Here is an 18,131-nt window from a genome sequence, read left to right on the forward strand (position 1 = left end):
CCGCAGGGGAGAGGCTTGTTCATCCCGACAACGCCCGGCGGATCATGTTCGCCAGTTGCGACTTCCGGTAAGGTTTCGTCAGCAGCAGCACGCCGGCATCAAGCCGGCCCTGGTGCACGATCGCGTTGTCGGTATAGCCGGATGTATACAGCACCTTGATGCCGGGGCGGAGCTTCAACACCTTGTCCGCCAGTTCGCGGCCGGTCATGCTGCCGGGCATGATGACGTCGGTGAACAGCAGGTCGAATGCCTGGCCGTCTTCGATCAGGTTCATCGCTGCCGGCCCGTTGGCGGCGGCCACCGTGCGGTAGCCGAGACTCTGCAATTGCGCGGTGACGAAGTTGCGGACCAGCGCGTCGTCTTCCACCACCATGATGGTCTCGTTGCCGTGCGGCAGCGGCGGCGCCGCAGCCGGTGCGGCCTCGACCTGGCCGCGGGCAGGAGGCAGATAGAGCTTGATCGTGGTGCCGTGCCCGATCTCGCTGTAGATGCGGATGTGCCCGCCCGATTGCTTGACGAAGCCGTAGACCATGCTCAGCCCGAGGCCCGAGCCCTTGCCGACCTCCTTGGTGGTGAAGAACGGCTCGAACACCTTGTCCAGCACGTCCTGCGGCATGCCGGCGCCGGTGTCGCTGACCGCGAGCATCACATAGGGGCCGGGCTTCACGCCCGGATTTCCTTGCGCATACGCCTCGTCGAGCACGACGTTGCGCGTCTCCAGCAACAGCTTGCCGCCGTTCGGCATCGCATCGCGCGCGTTGATCGCCATGTTGAGCAGGGAGTTGGCGAGTTGCGAGGCGTCGATATGGGCGCTCGCCATTTCCTGCTCGAGGATCGAGTTGACCTCGATCTGCTCGCCGAGCGTCGGGCGCAGCAGTTTTGCGATGTCGAGCACGGTGGCGTTGATGTCGACATTGCGCGGCTGCAGCGGCTGGCGGCGGGCGAAGGCGAGCAGATGCTGGATCAATTCGCTGCAGCGTTCCGCTGCCTGGTCGATCAGTTCGGCGGTCTTCTGCAGCGCCGGCTCATGCTTGAGGCTAGCGACCAGCGTTTCGGTAGTGCCGGTGATCACGGTCAGCATGTTGTTGAAGTCGTGGGCGACGCCGCCGGTGAGCTTGCCGATGGCGTCGAGCTTCTGCGATTGCAAAAGCTTGTGCTCGGTTTCGCGCGACCCCGTAATGTCATGATAGACCAGCGCAGCGCCGCTGATGGCGCCGGAGGCATCGCGCAACGGCCGGCCGCTGATCACGAGATGAGCCGGCGGATTGCCGCTGACCGGGCGCACCACGATTTCGCTGGCGTCGAACGCTTCGCCGCGCAGCGCGCGCGAGGCGGGCATATCCTGGACCGGCAGCGGTGTGACGCCATCTGCTTGAAAAACCGTGCTGAGCGAGCGCAGCAACTCGACCGTCATGCCGGGGCGAAAGCGCAGCATCTTCTCGGCGGCAGGATTGGAGAGCAAGACCTCGCCCTTGGTGTCGATGACGAGCACCGCCTCCGCCATGCTATGAAACGTGCTGCGCAGGATTGCGGCCGAAAGGCGGAGTTCGTCGTGCGCGGCAACCAGATGCTCGGTGCGCTCGGCGACCGCGGCCTCCAGCACCTCGTTGTTGGCCTTGCTGGCACTCAGCGAATCCTGCAGTTCCTGGCGCGAGCGGCGGGTCGACACCGTCAGGACGGTGGCAAGCACCAGTATTAGCGCTACGCCGGCGAGATCGATCGCCAGCAGTAACCTGCCGTTGATGTCGGATTCGACACGTCTGGCGAAAAGCAGCCGGCGCTCTTCCGCCACCGCCTTTGCAAGGTTTCCAGCGATCGCCGCCGTCGCCTCGCGATCTTCCTGGCCGACGAGATCAGCGACAGCGGCGCTGTCTCCCGCATTCCGAAGCCTGATCAACTCGCCATTGACGGCAATCTGGCGCTCGAGCAGCGCCTTGGTCTGTTCGATCAACTGCTTTTCGGTGGGATTGTCCTTGACCGCCTCGATCAGTGGCGGCAGCGCCGCCAGGATGGCGTCACTGGCCTCGCGGTATTCCCTGGCGAATTTCTCATCGCCGGTAAGCGCGAATGCGCGCGCCGCGCTTTCCGCGCTGCGCAGCAGCGGGCGCATGTCGGAGAGCTTGCTAAGGATTCCGAGCGCGCGGTCGACCGAGGCCGCATCGGACCGCGACTTGAGATCCAGACCGATCGAGGCAGCGCCGATAACGAGGAGGATGGCGAGGCCAATTCCAAGAATGATACGCTGCGAGGGCATTGCGAGTTGCTTACTTCATTATTCTGAGTGCTGCGCGGAAGCTTTCGGTTTGGTGAGGCATTGATTGACCGAGGTCAACAGCGCGTCCGGCGTGAACGGCTTGCGCAGGCAGCATGCCGCGCCGAGCTCGAGGGTCATTCGCAGGAAATCCGGCGCGCGTTCGGCGTTGGCGAAAGCGTAGCCCGACATCGCGATGACGGGCACGCCCGGTCTGCGCTCATGAAACATTCGAATCGATTCGAAGCCGCGCATATGCGGCATGAACACGTCGACCAGCATGACGTCGAAATCGTCGGATTCGAGGGCGCGCATTCCGGCTTCACCGCCGTCGGCAACGGTGACCTCGAAACCCTTGCGCGTCAGACAGACCTCGATGGCAACGCATACCATCGGGTCGTCATCGACCACGAGAACGCGCGGCACGATGATTCCTTCTTCCCTCGGGCGGCGGCCAGGCGCACATCCCATACGACGATTAAGTCGAAACGCCGACAGGTCGTCTGTATGGTAGAGTGCACATAAAAGTTGTCGAGAGCAATTCCGTTTCGCACGTCAGAACAAGAACAAATGCAATCCCGGTTCCGGATCTAAGCCAGCCATGCCGCCGATCAATCTTTCGGGACGGCTTTCGCCGCTCGGGCTCATCCTGCTTGCGGTCACGTCGGTCGGGTGGGGGCTCAACTTCCCGATTATGAAACATTTGCTGAGCGAATGGCCGCCGCTGTCCTCGCGCGGCCTGTGCGGCATCGTCGGCGCCGCGGCGCTGGCGCTGTTTGCGCTCGCGCGGCGGCAAAAACTGACCGTGTCGCGGTCGATGTGGCTGCGGCTCCTGCTGGTGTCGACGCTGACGATCGGCGGCTGGGTCGCGTTCATGGGGCTGGCGCTGTTGTGGCTCAACGCCAGCGAGGCGGCGGTGCTCGGCATATCGATCCCGGTCTGGGTGGCGTTTCTTGCGTGGCCGATCCTGGGTGAGCGGCTGTCGCCGCTTCGTGCTATCGCGCTGACGGTCGCGCTCGCCGGCATCGCCGTGCTGATCGGCGGTCATGGCATCGAGGCCAGCGTCGAGAAATTGCCGGGCATTGCGTTCGCGCTGGCAGGCGCGGTCTGCGTCGGGCTCGGCACCGTCTTGACCAAGCATTTCCCGCTGGCGATGCCTCCGCTGTCGCTGGCCGCCTGGCAGATCGGGCTCGGCTGCCTGCCGATCGCGATCGTCGGCCTCGCAGTCGAGCAGCCGCAGCTGGCTGATCTGTCATCGGTGGGCTGGGCGTCGCTGGTCTATATGACGCTGATCCAGTTCTGCCTGTGTTACGTGTGCTGGTTTGCCGCACTGGAACGGCTGCCGGCGGCAACGGCCTCGATCGGAACCTTGCTGGTTCCCGTCATCGGCGTGCTTGCAGCGGCGGCGATGCTGCGCGAGCCACTCGGTCTGCGCGAAATCGCCGCGCTGGTGTTCACGCTCGGCGGTGTCGCGGTGGCGCTGCGCTCGTAATTCTGGAACGAAAAGGACGGCACACCGTAATGTGCCGCCCTTTGAACTCACGCTGTCGTGCTATTGCGCCGGGCAGGGGTGCCGTTGGCCGTCATAGCCAAGATACGTGCCTGACGCCGGATCGTAGGATTTGTACCTGCGCATGCAATACGCCACGGCATCATCGCCGGCCGGGGGGGCCGCAGCGACCACGGTGTCGTCATAGTAGTATGGGTCATCGTAATAATAAGAGTTGCCGTAGTAGCCGTAGGCCGACCCAATGCCGGCACCAATCGCAAAGCCCGGCCAGAAGCCGTGGCGGTGATGATGGTGGTGACGACCGCCATGCCAGCCGCCGCCCGCGACGGAACCCCCTCCGATGCCAGGCCTGACTACGCCAGGTCGGCCAATGCCGCCCATTCCGCGACCGTCCGTGCTGGCAACGGGGCCACCTCTGAAACCGCCGCCACCACCACCACCGGGTGCAACGGCCATGCCGCCACCTCTAATGCCGCCACCGCTCATGCCGCCACCGCCGATTGCCGCGCCACCGCCGCCACCTCGACCGCCACCACCGCCGATAGCTGCACCGCCACCGCCACCGCCGCCACCGATAGCTGCACCGCCGCCGCCGCCGCCACCACCACGAGCGCCCATGCCCTGCGCCTGAGCGGCGCTAAAGCTTGCGATCATCGGCAAAGTAAGCGCTATCGCTGCCGCAGTACTCAAAACTTTCAGACTGATCATTGTAGGCTCCATTTCCGGGATATAGGCCCCAACCCGTTCAAGAGGCGTACGTTCCCGAACCCGCGCATGGATTGCGCGCGGACCCAGCCTGTGGCAGCGGAACTGTACCAGGGATGAACGGATTGCGCCGATACCGCGACCATCGGCTGATACAATCGGGCTTGGCAAAACCGCCTCCGCAAGGCTGGAATCTCCGCCTTTGTCTGGACAATCGGCCCCGCCGATGGCATCAGAACGGCACATTTTCTCGAACCGGCCGAGCCCCCATGAAGCAGTTTTTGCTGAAGTTTTTCACCTGGTGGAGTGGCCAGACGTTCGGCACGCAATTGTGGACGTGGCGATTCGGCGAGCTGGTCGGCGAGGACGAGCAGGGCAACCGCTACTACCGCACCAAGGACCGCAAGATCGATCCGACGCTCGGCTTCGAGCGGCGCTGGGTGATCTATAATGGCTATGCCGAGGCGAGCCGGGTGCCGCCGTCATGGCACGGCTGGTTGCACCACGTTGTCGATACCCCGCCGACCGAAACCGGCTACACGCCGCGCGAATGGGAAAAGCCGCATCAGCCGAACCTGACCGGCACGCCCGCGGCCTATCGTCCCTCCGGCTCGACACTGGTCAGCGGCCGCCGCCCCAAGGCGACCGGCGACTACCAAGCCTGGACTCCGGGAAACTGACTTCACGTTTATTTTAGCGGGAACACCTTCGGGAGTCTTTGCTGCTGGAGATAGGTGTAGATACACTCATCTTATGAAGCAGCCGAACGACCCTGATGCCGCTGACTATATGGCCGCCGCCGGCTGCTTCTGTCTGGCGTCGCGGCAGGCCGCGCGAAAGATCACGCGGCTGTACGATTCCTACATGCAGGAATCCGGAATTCGGGTCACCCAGTTCACCATCCTGTCGCAGTTGATGCTGCGAGGGGAGATGCCGATCGGCAAGCTCGCCGGCATTCTCGGCATGGAACGCACGACGCTGACGCGAAATCTCACGGTGCTCGAGCAGCAAAGGTGGATTTCGATCAAGCCCGGCGATGACCCGCGCGCGCGAATGATCGGCATCACCGGGCAGGGCAGGAGCGTGGTGCGCCGCAGCTTTCCGTTCTGGTCGAAGGCGCAGGCGCATATCGGCAAGCTGCTCGGCGCTGACGGCCAGGCTGCGCTGAAGCTGCTGGATTCCCGGAATTTGGGATGAGGCGGGGCTTCGGCCACCGCTTCGTTTATCACGATAGGTGTAACTACACGTAAAGGAGAGATGTCATGCTCGACTTCATCGGAACCATCGTGCTCGTTGCCGCGATCATCGTCAGCATCAATGCGCTCACCGGCGCGATTCCGATCAGCACGTCACAGCGTATCGCCCTTTCGCTCGGTGCCGGTCTGTGGACCGGTCTGGCCGCCGCGCTCGCCGGCGCGAACCTGTTCCTCGGGTCAAATCCGCTGGGGCCGCCGACGATCGGTACGGTCATCACGCTGCCGCTGATCGCGACGGCCGTGGCGGCGTGGATCTCGCCATCGGTGCGGGCGACGCTGCTGGGGATGCCGATGCCGTTCCTGATCGGCCTGAACATCTGGCGTGTGGGGGGAGGATTCTTCCTGCTTCTGGCGGCCGAAGGCCGGCTTGGCGGACCATTTCCAACCTCGGCTGGTTGGGGCGATATCATCACCGGCGTGTTGGCTTTGCCCGTGGCCTGGCTCGCGCTACGTAGCCAAGGCAGGGCGCTGGTCTGGACCTGGAATGCATTCGGCATGCTCGATCTTGTGGCCGCGATCATGCTCGGCGTCATTTCGGCGAATGGCTCGCCGCTGCAGATGATCCACGCCGGCGATGGCTCGGAGGCGGTGCAGGTGCTGCCGTGGTCGCTGATCCCGACCGTGTTGGTGCCGATGTATTTGATCGTGCACGGCATTATCTTTGCGAAGCTGGCGCAGGGCAGTCAGCGCGTGCCGGCCTGACGCCCGGCGCTGCACTGCACGTGTTCCTTTCGTAGATCAGCTTCGACTGTGGATAGCGGGATCAGCGGGTACAACCATCGCAGCGATGTTGTGCTCTCCGCGTTGGTGCGGCTTAATGAATCCATCTTACGGAGATGGGAAACCATCGCGTCGGTGTCGGGCTCCAGATCGCGACTGTCCCGGCTAGCAGCGGCCACCGAGTAGGACACGGCTGGGAGATAGGCCCCCGGTGCAGAAGTCCTGAAATCGCCCGCTAATGTGTGGCTGCCGTAGGAAAGGAAAGGCCGTCTGGGCAACCAGGCGGCCTTTTTCTGTTTCGTATTCCGGATCCGTGTCCCGGACGCGGTGCAGCGCTCTTCAGCGGTGCACCGTAGAGCCGGGACCTGCACGCCGAGGGGCCCGGCTCTGCGTCGCCTCACATAGCGTGTCGAAGACGCGCGTGAATGCGCTGACGGTGCCGCGCCGCGTCCGGGACGCGACAATCTTCCAGGTCACCCCAGCCGCGCGGCGGCGCGCTCGATCATCTCGCCGCGGCGGATTTGCGCTGGCGCAATCCTGTCCTTCATGATGGCGAGGACTTCCGGCGGCGCGGTGTCGGGTGAGCCGGAATTGAACGGCGGCGCCGGGTTGTATTCGAGGCGGAGCTGGATCGCCTCTGCCGTCCGCTGGTCGTGCAGCAGCGAGACCAGCGTTAGCGCGAAATCGATGCCCGCGGTGACGCCGCCGCCGGTGACGCGGTTGCGGTCGACGCAGACCCGCGTCTTGGTCGGGATCGCCCCGAACGCGGAAAGGAAATCCATCGCCGTCCAGTGCGTCGCCGCGCGGTAGCCTTTGAGCAGGCCGGCGGCGCCAAGCACCAGCGAGCCCGTGCAGACCGAGGTGATGTATTTGGCGCCGGGCGCCTGCCGGCGCAGGAAGGCCAGCATCTCCTCGTCGTTGATCATGTCGTCGGTGCCGAACCCGCCGGGCACGCAGATGACGTCGAGCTGCGGGCAATCGGCGAAGGTCGTGGTCGGCGTCAGCGTCAGCACGGAATCGCTCGTCACCGGCTCGATCCGCTTCCAGATCAAATGCACTTTCGCACCGGGCAGGCTGGAAAACACCTGCAAGGGGCCGGTGAAGTCGAGCTGGGTGACGCGTGGGAACAGCACGAGACCGATCTGCAGCGGCGTGGGTGTCGGGGATGGGGCGGACATCGTGACCTCCGGAAAATTTGGCTTGACGGAAGCCATCCTGACATGGTCGCCTCACGTCAGAAATGGCATTTTTCCCTCGTTTCAGGACATCGGCCAAAAACGGGCAAGTCACATGATCGGTGTTCTCGTCTTTCCGGATTTTCAGTTGCTCGATGCGGCCGGCCCGATTTCGGCGTTCGAGATCGCGGCGCGCTTCGCCGAGAGCGCGCCGGCGATAAGAGTTCTGGCCGTGACGCCGGGGCCGGTGCGCTCGTCCTCGGGCGTCGAGATCGTTGCGAAGGGATTGAAATCGGCATCCGCGATCACGACGCTGATCGTGGCGGGCGGCGAGGGCGTGCGGCAGGCAGCGACCTGCGAGAAGACGCTCAGCTTCGTGCGCGCGATGGCCAAACGTGGCGTCCGCATCGCCAGCGTCTGCTCCGGCGCCTACGTGCTTGCGGAAGCCGGCCTGCTCGACGGCCGCCGCGCCACCACGCATTGGCAGCGCACGCGGCACTTTCTGAAAACCTATCCGCAAGTGAAGCTGGAGCCCGACCGCATCTTCGTCCGCGACGGCGACGTCTGGACGTCGGCCGGAATATCGGCCGGCATCGATTTGTCGCTGGCGATGATCGCGGATGATTACGGCGACGATATCGCGCAGAAGACCGCCAAACAACTCGTGCTCTATCACCGCCGCAGCGGCGGCCAGTCGCAATTCTCCTCGCTCCTGGAATTGAAGGCGCCGAACGGCCGCTTCGGGCCGTTGCTGGCCTGGGCGCGGGAAAACCTCGATGCGCCGCTGACCGTCGAGGATCTCGCCGAGCAGGCCGGCATGAGTTCGCGGCATTTCACCCGCGCCTTCATGGCGGAGACCGGCACCACGCCGTCGAAAGCGGTGGAGCGGTTGCGCATCGAGGTGGCGCGGCAGCGCGTGCAATCCTCGAGCGAGGCGATCGAACGTGTCGCGCAAACCACAGGCTTCCGCGATCCGGAACGGATGCGCCGCGCCTTCATCCGTGCCTTCGGCCAGCCGCCGCAATCGCTGCGCCGCGCGGCGCGGGCCGGGTAGGCGCATTGAAACGCTATCTGCGGAAATCCACCCGGCCTTGTGAAAAATAGCCGTCGATCCGCTGATCGCTCACGACGAGGCCGACCCAGGGCACCGTGATCTCCGGGTTGTTCAGGTTGATATATTTGCCGACCAGCCGCCGCGGGCCTTCGCGCCGCGCGTCGATCAGTCCTCGACGCGCGCCGGAATCCCAGTCGAACAGCAGGTACACGCGGTCGCCCACGATCCTCGCTTCGCCGCGGCCCTGTTTCCATTGATCGGGAGTATCGCCTGATATGGTGGGGTCCGCAGCGCCCTTCCAGCGGCTCGACCATTGGCCCTCGATCGTGTCGCGTCGGTCGTTGGTCTCGCCGTTGCTCCATGGCTTTGCGTTTTCGTCGGTGGCGGATTCTTCCGGCACCGTGACGCGCGCGAACTGCATTACGCCATCGTCGGTGGGATTTGGAACGTCCATGAGGCCGAACGGATTACGGCTTGTCGGATTGTTTTCGGACTTCATTGGCATTCTCCAACTGCTGCTTTGCTGCAAGCGGCACGGCTTGCTTCGTCAACGTTTGAGATCGCAGGATGGAGGCGTGGCGCCCACCCGATTTCCGGGGGAACTTGCGCGGCAACCGTTGCGCTTTCACACAGGAGACGCGGCTCTGACTTCGCGGATCAATTCGTCGAGCTGCGAATGTTCCGGCGATTTCGCGACTTCCTGCAACGACACGAGATCGGGAGCCAGCCGGCGCAGTTCCCGGTTGATCAAAGCGGTTCGTTTCGGATCGCCTTGCCGATTCCAGACATTGAGCGTGACAACACGCAGCCGCATGGCGAGGTCAGTCCGGGTTCATGAAAGAACCCGGACAACGTTCGCCGGAGGCGTTGGTTCAGCGCTCGTCGATTGTCGTCCGCGCCGGCTCACGCAACGTCGGCTTGCGCGCTCGGCTTATCTTCTGCGAGCAAAGCGTCGAGATCGACGAGTTGTGGATCGTCAGCCTCGGGTTCGCCGAGCCCTGCGCTGCCGTGAAGATGCATCAGCGTCTGCACACGGCGGGCGTTGAGATGGTCCACGTGCTGATGCTGCAGCGCGACCGGCAACAGCGCCTTGGGCAACCCGACCAGCGCGAAGGCCGGAACGCGGCGTATCTCGCCGTCCTCGCGCCAAAGCAGAGGATGGAGGGTGTAGATCAACTGCCGATCAATCTCGGGCGATAGCAGTTGTTCCGACACTGACAGCGAGGGGTCGGCCAGGTTGGCGTTGCCCGCACGTGTGCGCACCGCCGCGGATCGCAGCTCCCAACATATCAAGTCCGCTGCCGAGAGAACTTCGCGACGCACGGCATCCACGTTGTTCGAAAACCTGGTTGCGTCCGCTATCGACAGCGCAGCCTTGGTGACGGCCTCGACCAGCGTCGTGGCACTTGCGTCAAATCCCGGCGCAGCGCGCTCGATGGCGGTCGCCATCGCTTCGATCTGGTCCGCCATCGTGTCGCGGTCGCGCTGTGCCTTGGCATCGGCCAGTGCGCGCTCGGCTGATGCGACCTGCTCGTCATGTTCCACCAATGCGGCGCGCCATGTCTTGGTGCGCTCTTCGACGGCACGCATGTCAGCTTCTGCCCGATCGAGCCGGGCAGCGGCGGCTCCTGCGACCGCCAGCCGTTCGGCCGCGGCGCGTTTCTCTGCAAGTTCCGTTTCGGCAAGACTCAAGCGGTCGGCCAGCTTCTGCCGGGCCGCCAATTTCTCCTTCAGCGCGTTCTCGAAGCGCTCGATCGGGTCGAGTTCCCGCTTAAAAAATTCGCGCTTAAAAAATGCCATGGCAATACCCCCGCGCGTCACGATCATCTGCCGAATCAGCAGGCAGATTCGTTAGTTGCGAAGACTAGCCCGAAAATGGGAGAGATTGCGGCTTGATGATGCCGGTCAACAAGATGGTGGCCGGGAAGGGGCAGGCCATTACCTCTGGTGCGCATTTGCCAAAGCTAATGCGGCCGGTCGGGGTGCCAGCCGAGCACCGCCAGCATCACGAAAAATCCGACGACGTAAGCAACAGCCACCGGCCAGCCGTGGCTGACCCAGCGGCCGACCGATTTGGCTTCCGGATACATGTTCGACAGCGCGACGCCGGCTGACGATCCGAACCAGATCATCGATCCGCCGAAGCCAACGGCATAGGCGAGATATCCCCAATCGTAGCCGCCTTGTTTCAGCGCGAGCGCGGTGAGGGGGATGTTGTCGAACACCGCGGAAACGAATCCGAGGCCGAGCGCGGTCGGCCATGACGCGGCCGGCAGTTTCTCGACCGGCATCAGCGAGGCCGCGGTGACCAGTGCAAGCAGGAAGATGGTACCTTTGAAGGTTTCCGGCATCACCTTCCAGTCCGGCGCACGCCACGCCGCCGTCAGCAGAATGACCGCCCAGACGGCAATGCCGAGAACCGGGATGATCTCGAGCAATGCGGGGAACCTCACATTGGCGATGATGTTGGCGGCGAGCGCGGCGATCAGGATGGCGGCGACGATGACAACCCGCGCTGGATCGATCTTCAGGCCTTTCGACACATCCTTCTGGATCGGCGAGTAGCGCTGTTGCTGAATGGAGGCGGGCACGGCGAAGACCAGCATCGCGACGATCGCCGCGATATAGGCTTCCACCACGGCGAGCGGGCTGACGCCGGCGATCCACATCATCGTCGTCGTGGTGTCGCCGACGACGCTGCCGGCACCACCGGCGTTCGACGCTGCAACGATGGCGGCGAGATACCCGATGTGAACCTTGCCGCGGAAGACGTGCCGCGCCACGGTGCCGCCGATCAAAGCCGCAGCGATATTGTCGAGGAAGCTCGACAGCACGAACACCAGGCAGAGCAGAACAACGCCACCCTTCCAGTCGTCCGGCAACAGCGCCGGCATCTCATCCGGAACGCGGCTCTCCTCGAAATGCCGCGAGAGCAGCGCAAAGCCCATCAGGAGCAGGAACAGGTTGGCGAGCGTGACCCACTCATGCGCCATGTGGTGGCCGAGGCCGGCGAGACCCGGACCGTGCTTGAAGCCGGTGAATACCAGTTTGTAGACGATGATCGCGGCAAGGCCGGTGAGCGCGACCTGAAGCGTCTTGTGATGGAATAGCGCGACCCCAAGCAGCGTCAGTGCGAACAGGATGAAGTCGACGGGTATTCCAAACACAAGTATTGGCTCCATCACCATGGCCTCGAATGCGAGCGAAAAGAATGTGAGCGATACTTTAGCGTTATTTCAGCGCCTTCAGCCACGTCGCGATTTCGCTAACCGCGACATTGGCCTGGTTCAACAGCTTACCCATAGTGAAGAAGCCGTGGAACTGGCCGGGGAAGTGGCGATACGTCACGGGCACGCCGGCCTCCTTCAGGCGCGCGGCATATTCGGCACCTTCGTCGCGCAAGGGATCGGCGCCGGCGGTCAGAACATAGGCGGGCGGCAATCCGGCGAACGTCCTGGCGCGCGCGGGCGAGGCTTTCCAGTGATCGATATCGGTCGTGCCATTGAGATAATGGTTGCAGAACCATTTGATGACGGAGTGCGTCAGGAGAATGCTGGTCTCGGGCTCGCTGTGCGAGGGATGCTTCATCGCAAAGTCGGTGGCGGGATAGACCAGCACCTGGCCGGCAAGCTTCGGGCCGTCGCCGTCGCGCGCGGCGAGCGCCACGACGGCCGCGAGATTGCCGCCGGCGCTGTCGCCGCCGACCAACAGGTGCCCCGCGTCGATGCCGAGCTCATTGGCGTTGGCGGCAATCCATTTGGTCGCGGTGATCGCATCGTCGATGGCGGCGGGGAATTTGTGCTCCGGCGCCAGCCGGTAGTCGATGGAGATGACGATCAACTCGCCCTCATGGGCGAGCTTCTGGCAAACCACCTCATGGGTATCGAGATCGCCAATCACCCAACCGCCGCCGTGAAAGAACAGCAGGCAAGGCGCAAGACCGTTGCTCGTCCGCAGCGCCTTCGGCGTGTAGATGCGCGCCGGAATCGTGCCGTGCGGCGCGGGGATCATGAGCGGCTTGTTCGATTCCAGTGCGGGCGGCTCGGGATTACTGACGACGCGGGCGGCCCGGTAATATTCGCGCGCTTCCGGTGCGGTCAGCGTCTCATAGGTGGGGCGGCCTGCGTCCTGAAAAGCCTTGTAGACGGCGGCGGCATCGGGATCGAGCGTAACGGGCATGGTGGGGAATGAACCTCTGTTTTTGAGTATGTCATTCCGGGGCGCATCGAAGATGCGAACCCGGAATCTCGAGATTCCGGGTCTGGTCCTTCGGACCATCCCGGAATGACGGCTGCATCAGGCAGCCGTGCGGCCGCCATCGACGGTATAGGCGGAGCCGGAGACGTAGCTCGCCTCGTCGGACGCCAGAAACGCCACGATGGATGCGACTTCGGACGCCTGTCCGAGCCGTCGTGCCGGAATGCGGTCGACGATCTTCTCAGATGCCGGCGGCTCGTTGCCGGGATTGCGGCCCTGCAGGATCGTGCTGAGCATCCGGCTGTCGATCAGGCCGGGGCAGACGCAATTGACCCGCACGCCGGTGCCGGTGCACTCCCAGGCGGCGCTCTTGGTGAGACCGATCACGGCGTGCTTGCTGGCGCTGTAGACGGCGATCATCGGCGATCCCATCAGGCCGGCGATGGAGGCGGTGTTGATGATGCTGCCCTTGTTCTGCTTCAGCATCACCGGCAGCACGTGCTTCATGCCGAGAAAGACGCCGACGACGTTGACGTCGAGCACGCGCCGAAAACTCTCCAGCGAATATTCCGGAATCGGCTTGATGTCGCCCTCGATGCCGGCATTGTTGTAGAAGGCATCGATCGTGCCGAACCGGTCGACGGTGGCGCGGACATATTCGGCGACGTCGTCTTCCTGGGTAACATCAGCCGTGACCGCGAGCGCTTCGGCGGAGGCGGGCAGGCCACTGATGGCGGCCTTGAGGTCGTCTTCCCTGCGGTCGACGGCGACGATGCGGGCGCCGCGTTCGGCCAACAGGCGAATGGTCGCGGTTCCGATGACGCCGGCCGCGCCGGTCACGACGGCAACCCGGCCATCGAGGCGAATTCGATCGGGCATAGCTTGGGCTTTCCTCTGGCTCGTCCGGTTTTCCCGGATTTTGATGTTTTTCGCGCGGGGCCGCGCGACGGGGGCAACTATTTCATCTGAAACGGGACGTGGCTAGATCATGGGGCGAGCATCCGGGGACGCTTTCCGCCTTTCCGGGCCATGATTCAGTGCGGCGGGAAGGGGGCAAACCGCCCTTTCCCCGCCGTATTCAGCGTGTTAACCGGGAGGGACGCGAGCGGCGGATAAGTCTGTACTATGTCGCGAGCCCGATTCGCCCATTAAAGCCGCGCGAGATGCTTCGAACCATTGCCCTGACCGGTCTTGCGGCCCTGATCGCCGCCACCACGGCCTCGCTCGCGCCTCCGGCGCAGGCGCAGATCGGCAATATCTTTTCCGATCCGCCGCTGCGGCCGCCGGGCGCGATTCCGCGCGGCAGTCAGCAGCAGCAACAAATCCCCGACGACGACGAGGAAGTGCCGGAATTGCCGCGCGGCCGGCTGTTGCCGACGCCGAACCGGCCACCGCCGGGGCAGGGCGCACCGCCGCCTGGCAGCTTCCAGTCCCAGCCGCTGCCACCGCCGCCCGGAACCACCGTCGCGCCGCAGGGCACCCAGCCGGGTGTCGCCGCTCAGCCGCCGCAGCCGGGTCAGCCGGGCGTCGCCAATGCGCCGCCGGGACAGCGCCAGCCGCCAGCCAAGGGCGTGCCGAGTTCGCCGGCGACGCTGCAGCCGGGCGACGAGGTCGTGTCCGAGCCGCCGGCCACCAAGATCACCAACAAGAAGGCGAGCTTCTCCGGCCTCGACAAGATCACCGGCCGCATCATCAATTTCGACGAGGACATCGGCGAGACCGTGCAGTTCGGTGCGCTGCGCGTGAAGACCAGCGCCTGCTACACGCGGCCGTCGACCGAAGCCGCCAACACCGATGCCTTTGTCGAGGTCGACGAGATCACGCTGCAGGGCGAGGTGAAGCGGATCTTCTCGGGCTGGATGTTCGCCGCCAGCCCCGGCCTGCATGGCGTCGAGCATCCGGTCTACGATATCTGGCTGACGGACTGCAAAGGCCCTGACCAGACCATCGTCAGCGCGCAGCCCGATCCGGCCAAGGCGACCGCTCCGCCGCCGGCCGGGCAGAAGCGGCCACCGCAGCCGAAGCAGGCCGCGCCGCGTCCGCCGGGACCGCCGCCGCAGCCGCAATTCCAGCCGCAGCCGCAGCAGGCCCCGCCGCCACCGCCACCTCCGCCGCAGCAGCGGCCGGGTGGATTGTTTGGCGGATTGTTCGGGAATTAGACGGGATTACCAAATCCGTAGCCCGGATGGAGCGCAGCGAAATCCGGGCTACGGGCTACGTGCGCTTTGCAATAATCTCCAGCGCTTCCGCACCGCTGATGCTGGGCTGTAACCGCATGAAATCCGCCGGCTCTCCAACGATCGCCTTGTCGAGCAGGGCGCGATAGCGCCGCCTTGAAATTTCGACCGCGCCAAAGCTGCGCAGATGCTCGGTGACATATTGCGTGTCGAGCAGCTCGAACCCGCCCGCGATCAGCCGCGCCACCAGATGCACCAGCGCCACTTTCGATGCGTCGCGGGCGCGATGGAACATGCTCTCGCCGAAGAACGCGCGGCCCAGGCTGACGCCATAGAGGCCGCCGACGAGATCGCCGTCCTGCCAGACCTCGACGCTATGGCAGTGTCCAAGCTCGTAGAGGCCGAGATAGAGATCGCGGATGCGCTTGTTGATCCAGGTGTCGTCGCGGCCCGGCTGCGGCGCGGCGCAGCCGGCGATCACAGCCTTGAAGGCGGTATCGACGGTGACGCTGAAAGCATCCGAGCGCACGGTGCGGGCAAGCCGTGAGGCAATGCGGAAGCTCTCGAGCGGGATCACCCCGCGCAGTTCCGGCTCGACCCAGAACAGCGTCGGATCGCCGGCGCTCTCGGCCATCGGGAAAATGCCGCAGGCATAGGCCCGCAGCAGAACTTCGGGGGTGATCTCGGAAGCGGCTGACTCGCGTGATGTCATGGGCGGGAGGATAGCAGGAGGCAGCGGGCCTATGCTACGTTTCAAGAGCATTTGGTGCGCAAGCACGGCCGCATTGATGCGACAAGGATGACGGCGAGGGGGACCCCCGGCCGAATTCCGGCAGATGAGTGCGGCATGAATGCAGTGTTGATCGTCGTCCCCGTGTTCGCCCTGATCGGAGCGGGCTATGCGGCGGTCGCGCTGCGTTTCATTACCCCTACGGCGCACAAGGGCATTGCCGAGTTCGCTTTCAGCATCGCCATTCCCGCGCTGCTGTTCCGAATTGTGGTCGTCGCCGAATTTCCTGCTGTCAGCGCCTTCTCGGTGTGGGGCGCCTATTACGGGGCAACGGCGGTGATCTGGATCGTCGCGCTGCTGGCGTCATCGCTGCTGCGGCAATCCCGGGCCGACGGCGTGGTGCTCGCGATCGGCTCGATCTACGGCAACATCGTGATGCTCGGCATTCCCCTGATCTTGTCGGCGCTGGGAGATCAGGCCGCCGGCTCGATGGCGTTGATCCTGTCGGTCAACACGCCGCTGCTCTGGCTTTGCGGCACGCTGCAGATGGCGTGGGCGGAGCGGAAGTCTTCGGAGAGCGCACCGCTCCTGGTGCTGCGGGCTATCAGCGAGATCGCGCGCAATCCGATCATGCTTGCGCTCGGCTTCGGTTTTCTCTGGCGCCTCACCGGATTGGGGCTGCATCCGGTTGCGGACAAGACGCTCGAACTGCTGGCGCAGGCGGGCTCGCCCACGGCTCTGATTGCGCTCGGCATCAATCTCTTTGGATTCAGGATCAAGGGCCAGGCGCTCGGCATGGCCATCATGTGTGCGCTCAAGCTCGTGGCGATGCCGGCCGTTGCCGCCGTCCTCGCCTTCTACGTCCTGGCCTTGCCGCCGATCTCTGCGGCCGTGGTAGTTCTCTTTGCGGCGATGCCGACCGGCGCCAATGCCTATATTTTCTCTGCCCAGTACGGACGGCTCAACGAAGCCGTCTCGGGCGCCGTCGCGCTCGGCACGACATTGGCAGCGGTGACGCTACCCGTCGTCGTGTCATTCGTGACGGTCGCGCTGCGCTAGGCGCAATTCGGCCTAATCCGCGTAGCCGAACAGCTTGGCCGGGTTGGTGACCAGGATTCTCTTCAGCTCCGCCTCATCGGCTACGTAGCGATAGAGCAGTTCGAGCAGGTCGGCATCGTTGGGCGGCTGCACCACGGACACCGGGTGCGGCCAGTCGCTGGCCCAGACGCAGCGCTCGGGAGCAGCCTCGATATAGGCGCGCGCGATCGGGATGACGTCGTCCCAGGGCGGGCCCTTCTTCGAGGTCTTTTCCCCGAGCGACAGCATCACCCAGAAATTGCCCTTGGACAGCAGCTCCAGCATCTTCTGCAGATTCGGGTCGTTCTTGCCGCCCGCCGGGTCAGGGCGCGCCATGTGATCGATCAGCACGGGGACGTCGAGGTTTTCGTATTTGGCGGCGCTGGAGACGATGCCGTCCTTCTCCGGCTGGATTTTTGCGTACCAGCCAAGTTCGCGAATCCTGTCGATCGCGCGGGCAAAATCCTTGTCCGAGAGCACGGCGCCGAGTTCCTGGCGGAAGCTAAAGCGTGCGCCGCGCACGCCGGCGTCGTGCAGCTTGGCGAGATAGGCGTCATCGGCTTCGGCGAACACCAGCGCATTGGCGCAGCCGCGATAGTTCGGTCCCATTGCCGCAAGCGCGTCGAGCACCACGGAATGATCGGCGCCATAGGTCGTGGTCTGCACGATGATGCCGCGCTCGATGCCGAGCGTCTTGTGGACACGTAGCGCCGCTTCCCAGGTCGCGGTCGGCATCTGGTAGGCGGCGCCCGGCCGCACCGGATATTTGTCCAGCGGGCCCAGCACGTGAAACTGGCTGTCGATGGTTTTCGGCGGCGGCAGCTTCGAGGGACGGCGCGGGTTCGGATCGAACGGAAGATAGGTCGGCATGTCTGGTTCCTTGTTGGGGTCAGCCGATCACGGCCGTGAAATCGCATTGCACGAGCGCGCCGTTTTCCATGTCCATCTGCAGCGCATGGCGGGCAGGGCGGGAATGCTCGTCGGGAAACATCTTCAGCCATTCGACATTCACCGGCGCACGCTGCGTGCGGTCCTGCAGCCACACCGTCATCTTGATGATGTCGTCGGTTGTGCCGCCGCCGGCTTCCACGATGGCCTTCATGTGCGCGAACATATGGGCGCACTGGTCCTCGATCTTTTCCGGCATCTTGCCGGTGGCGGGATCGCGGCCGAGAATGACGCCGGACATCAGGAGATTGCCGATACGGGCAGCGTTCGGAATGGGATTGGCGTGCTTGAATTCGCCGATATGAATGCTCTTGCGCCTTGTCATTATTAC

General features: G+C 64.3%; 20 protein-coding genes. 7 read left to right on the forward strand and 13 right to left on the reverse strand.

The features are described 5' to 3' along the window. Positions 1 to 19: 19 nt before the first annotated feature. Positions 20 to 2,254, reverse strand: coding sequence for a CHASE3 domain-containing protein (locus LMTR21_RS19330; protein ID WP_065753985.1), 2,235 nt, complete (start codon positions 2,252 to 2,254; stop codon positions 20 to 22). An 18-nt stretch (positions 2,255 to 2,272) separates the two neighbouring features. After that, complete coding sequence (locus tag LMTR21_RS19335) at positions 2,273 to 2,677, reverse strand: response regulator (protein WP_065754000.1); 405 nt, start codon at positions 2,675 to 2,677, stop codon at positions 2,273 to 2,275. Between the two features lie 175 nt (positions 2,678 to 2,852). Here LMTR21_RS19335 and LMTR21_RS19340 point away from each other — a divergent pair, with 175 nt between their 5' ends. Then, complete coding sequence (locus LMTR21_RS19340) at positions 2,853 to 3,743, forward strand: DMT family transporter (protein ID WP_065753984.1); 891 nt, start codon at positions 2,853 to 2,855, stop codon at positions 3,741 to 3,743. Between the two features lie 60 nt (positions 3,744 to 3,803). Here LMTR21_RS19340 and LMTR21_RS19345 read toward each other — a convergent pair whose 3' ends face one another. Further along, positions 3,804 to 4,469 carry a BA14K family protein gene (locus tag LMTR21_RS19345; RefSeq protein WP_148635983.1) on the reverse strand — a complete coding sequence of 222 codons (666 nt, stop codon included), beginning with the start codon at positions 4,467 to 4,469 and terminating at the stop codon, positions 3,804 to 3,806. Positions 4,470 to 4,735: 266 nt separating this feature from the next. Here LMTR21_RS19345 and LMTR21_RS19350 point away from each other — a divergent pair, with 266 nt between their 5' ends. From LMTR21_RS19350 to LMTR21_RS19360, 3 genes are all read left to right on the forward strand, one after another. Then, positions 4,736 to 5,146, forward strand: coding sequence for an NADH:ubiquinone oxidoreductase subunit NDUFA12 (locus tag LMTR21_RS19350; protein WP_065753982.1), 411 nt, complete (start codon positions 4,736 to 4,738; stop codon positions 5,144 to 5,146). A gap of 73 nt (positions 5,147 to 5,219) precedes the next feature. Continuing rightward, positions 5,220 to 5,663 carry a MarR family winged helix-turn-helix transcriptional regulator gene (locus LMTR21_RS19355; protein WP_065753981.1) on the forward strand — a complete coding sequence of 148 codons (444 nt, stop codon included), beginning with the start codon at positions 5,220 to 5,222 and terminating at the stop codon, positions 5,661 to 5,663. A gap of 65 nt (positions 5,664 to 5,728) precedes the next feature. Next, entirely contained in the window at positions 5,729 to 6,424 is a 696-nt protein-coding gene (locus LMTR21_RS19360; RefSeq protein WP_065753980.1) for a hypothetical protein, read from the forward strand. 491 nt (positions 6,425 to 6,915) lie between these two features. Here the strand turns inward: LMTR21_RS19360 and LMTR21_RS19365 are convergent, their stop codons facing one another. After that, positions 6,916 to 7,620 (reverse strand): DJ-1/PfpI family protein, encoded by a 705-nt coding sequence (locus LMTR21_RS19365; RefSeq protein ID WP_065753999.1) that lies wholly within the window; start codon positions 7,618 to 7,620, stop codon positions 6,916 to 6,918. Positions 7,621 to 7,732: 112 nt separating this feature from the next. Between LMTR21_RS19365 and LMTR21_RS19370 the strand changes: the two genes are divergently transcribed. Beyond that, entirely contained in the window at positions 7,733 to 8,671 is a 939-nt protein-coding gene (locus LMTR21_RS19370; RefSeq protein ID WP_065753979.1) for a GlxA family transcriptional regulator, read from the forward strand. A 13-nt stretch (positions 8,672 to 8,684) separates the two neighbouring features. Here LMTR21_RS19370 and LMTR21_RS19375 read toward each other — a convergent pair whose 3' ends face one another. From LMTR21_RS19375 to LMTR21_RS19400, 6 genes are all read right to left on the reverse strand, one after another. Then, positions 8,685 to 9,170 (reverse strand): hypothetical protein, encoded by a 486-nt coding sequence (locus tag LMTR21_RS19375; protein WP_065753978.1) that lies wholly within the window; start codon positions 9,168 to 9,170, stop codon positions 8,685 to 8,687. Between the two features lie 126 nt (positions 9,171 to 9,296). Then, on the reverse strand, positions 9,297 to 9,485 hold the full coding sequence (locus LMTR21_RS40110; protein ID WP_065753977.1) for an endonuclease/exonuclease/phosphatase family protein: 189 nt from the start codon (positions 9,483 to 9,485) through the stop codon (positions 9,297 to 9,299). Positions 9,486 to 9,574: 89 nt separating this feature from the next. Continuing rightward, positions 9,575 to 10,498 (reverse strand): hypothetical protein, encoded by a 924-nt coding sequence (locus LMTR21_RS19385; protein WP_246175671.1) that lies wholly within the window; start codon positions 10,496 to 10,498, stop codon positions 9,575 to 9,577. 137 nt (positions 10,499 to 10,635) lie between these two features. Beyond that, on the reverse strand, positions 10,636 to 11,853 hold the full coding sequence (locus tag LMTR21_RS19390) for a citrate transporter (protein ID WP_246175672.1): 1,218 nt from the start codon (positions 11,851 to 11,853) through the stop codon (positions 10,636 to 10,638). Between the two features lie 49 nt (positions 11,854 to 11,902). Beyond that, positions 11,903 to 12,850 carry an alpha/beta hydrolase gene (locus LMTR21_RS19395; RefSeq protein ID WP_065753976.1) on the reverse strand — a complete coding sequence of 316 codons (948 nt, stop codon included), beginning with the start codon at positions 12,848 to 12,850 and terminating at the stop codon, positions 11,903 to 11,905. Between the two features lie 117 nt (positions 12,851 to 12,967). Beyond that, the gene (locus tag LMTR21_RS19400; RefSeq protein WP_065753975.1) at positions 12,968 to 13,747 is read right to left on the reverse strand and encodes an SDR family NAD(P)-dependent oxidoreductase; all 780 of its coding nucleotides are present in this window, start codon (positions 13,745 to 13,747) and stop codon (positions 12,968 to 12,970) included. Between the two features lie 284 nt (positions 13,748 to 14,031). On the opposite strand from LMTR21_RS19400, the gene LMTR21_RS19405 reads away from it, so the two are divergent. Then, complete coding sequence (locus LMTR21_RS19405; protein WP_065753974.1) at positions 14,032 to 15,027, forward strand: DUF2155 domain-containing protein; 996 nt, start codon at positions 14,032 to 14,034, stop codon at positions 15,025 to 15,027. A 55-nt stretch (positions 15,028 to 15,082) separates the two neighbouring features. On the opposite strand, the gene aat is transcribed toward LMTR21_RS19405, so the two are convergent. Then, positions 15,083 to 15,757, reverse strand: coding sequence for a leucyl/phenylalanyl-tRNA--protein transferase (gene aat, locus LMTR21_RS19410; protein WP_065753973.1), 675 nt, complete (start codon positions 15,755 to 15,757; stop codon positions 15,083 to 15,085). Positions 15,758 to 15,892: 135 nt separating this feature from the next. Between aat and LMTR21_RS19415 the strand changes: the two genes are divergently transcribed. After that, positions 15,893 to 16,834, forward strand: a complete 942-nt coding sequence (locus tag LMTR21_RS19415) for an AEC family transporter (RefSeq protein ID WP_065753972.1) — start codon at positions 15,893 to 15,895, stop codon at positions 16,832 to 16,834. A 12-nt stretch (positions 16,835 to 16,846) separates the two neighbouring features. Here LMTR21_RS19415 and LMTR21_RS19420 read toward each other — a convergent pair whose 3' ends face one another. Together LMTR21_RS19420 and LMTR21_RS19425 are read right to left on the reverse strand one after the other, a co-directional pair. Beyond that, a complete protein-coding gene (locus LMTR21_RS19420) occupies positions 16,847 to 17,722 on the reverse strand; it encodes an amidohydrolase family protein (protein ID WP_065753971.1) in 876 nt (291 codons plus the stop codon). A 19-nt stretch (positions 17,723 to 17,741) separates the two neighbouring features. Continuing rightward, positions 17,742 to 18,125: a RidA family protein gene (locus LMTR21_RS19425; protein WP_065753970.1), complete on the reverse strand. Its 384-nt coding sequence runs from the start codon at positions 18,123 to 18,125 to the stop codon at positions 17,742 to 17,744. Between the last annotated feature and the right edge of the window lie 6 nt (positions 18,126 to 18,131).

Origin of the sequence: Bradyrhizobium paxllaeri, from assembly GCF_001693515.2 — a bacterium.
Lineage (GTDB): Bacteria > Pseudomonadota > Alphaproteobacteria > Rhizobiales > Xanthobacteraceae > Bradyrhizobium > Bradyrhizobium paxllaeri.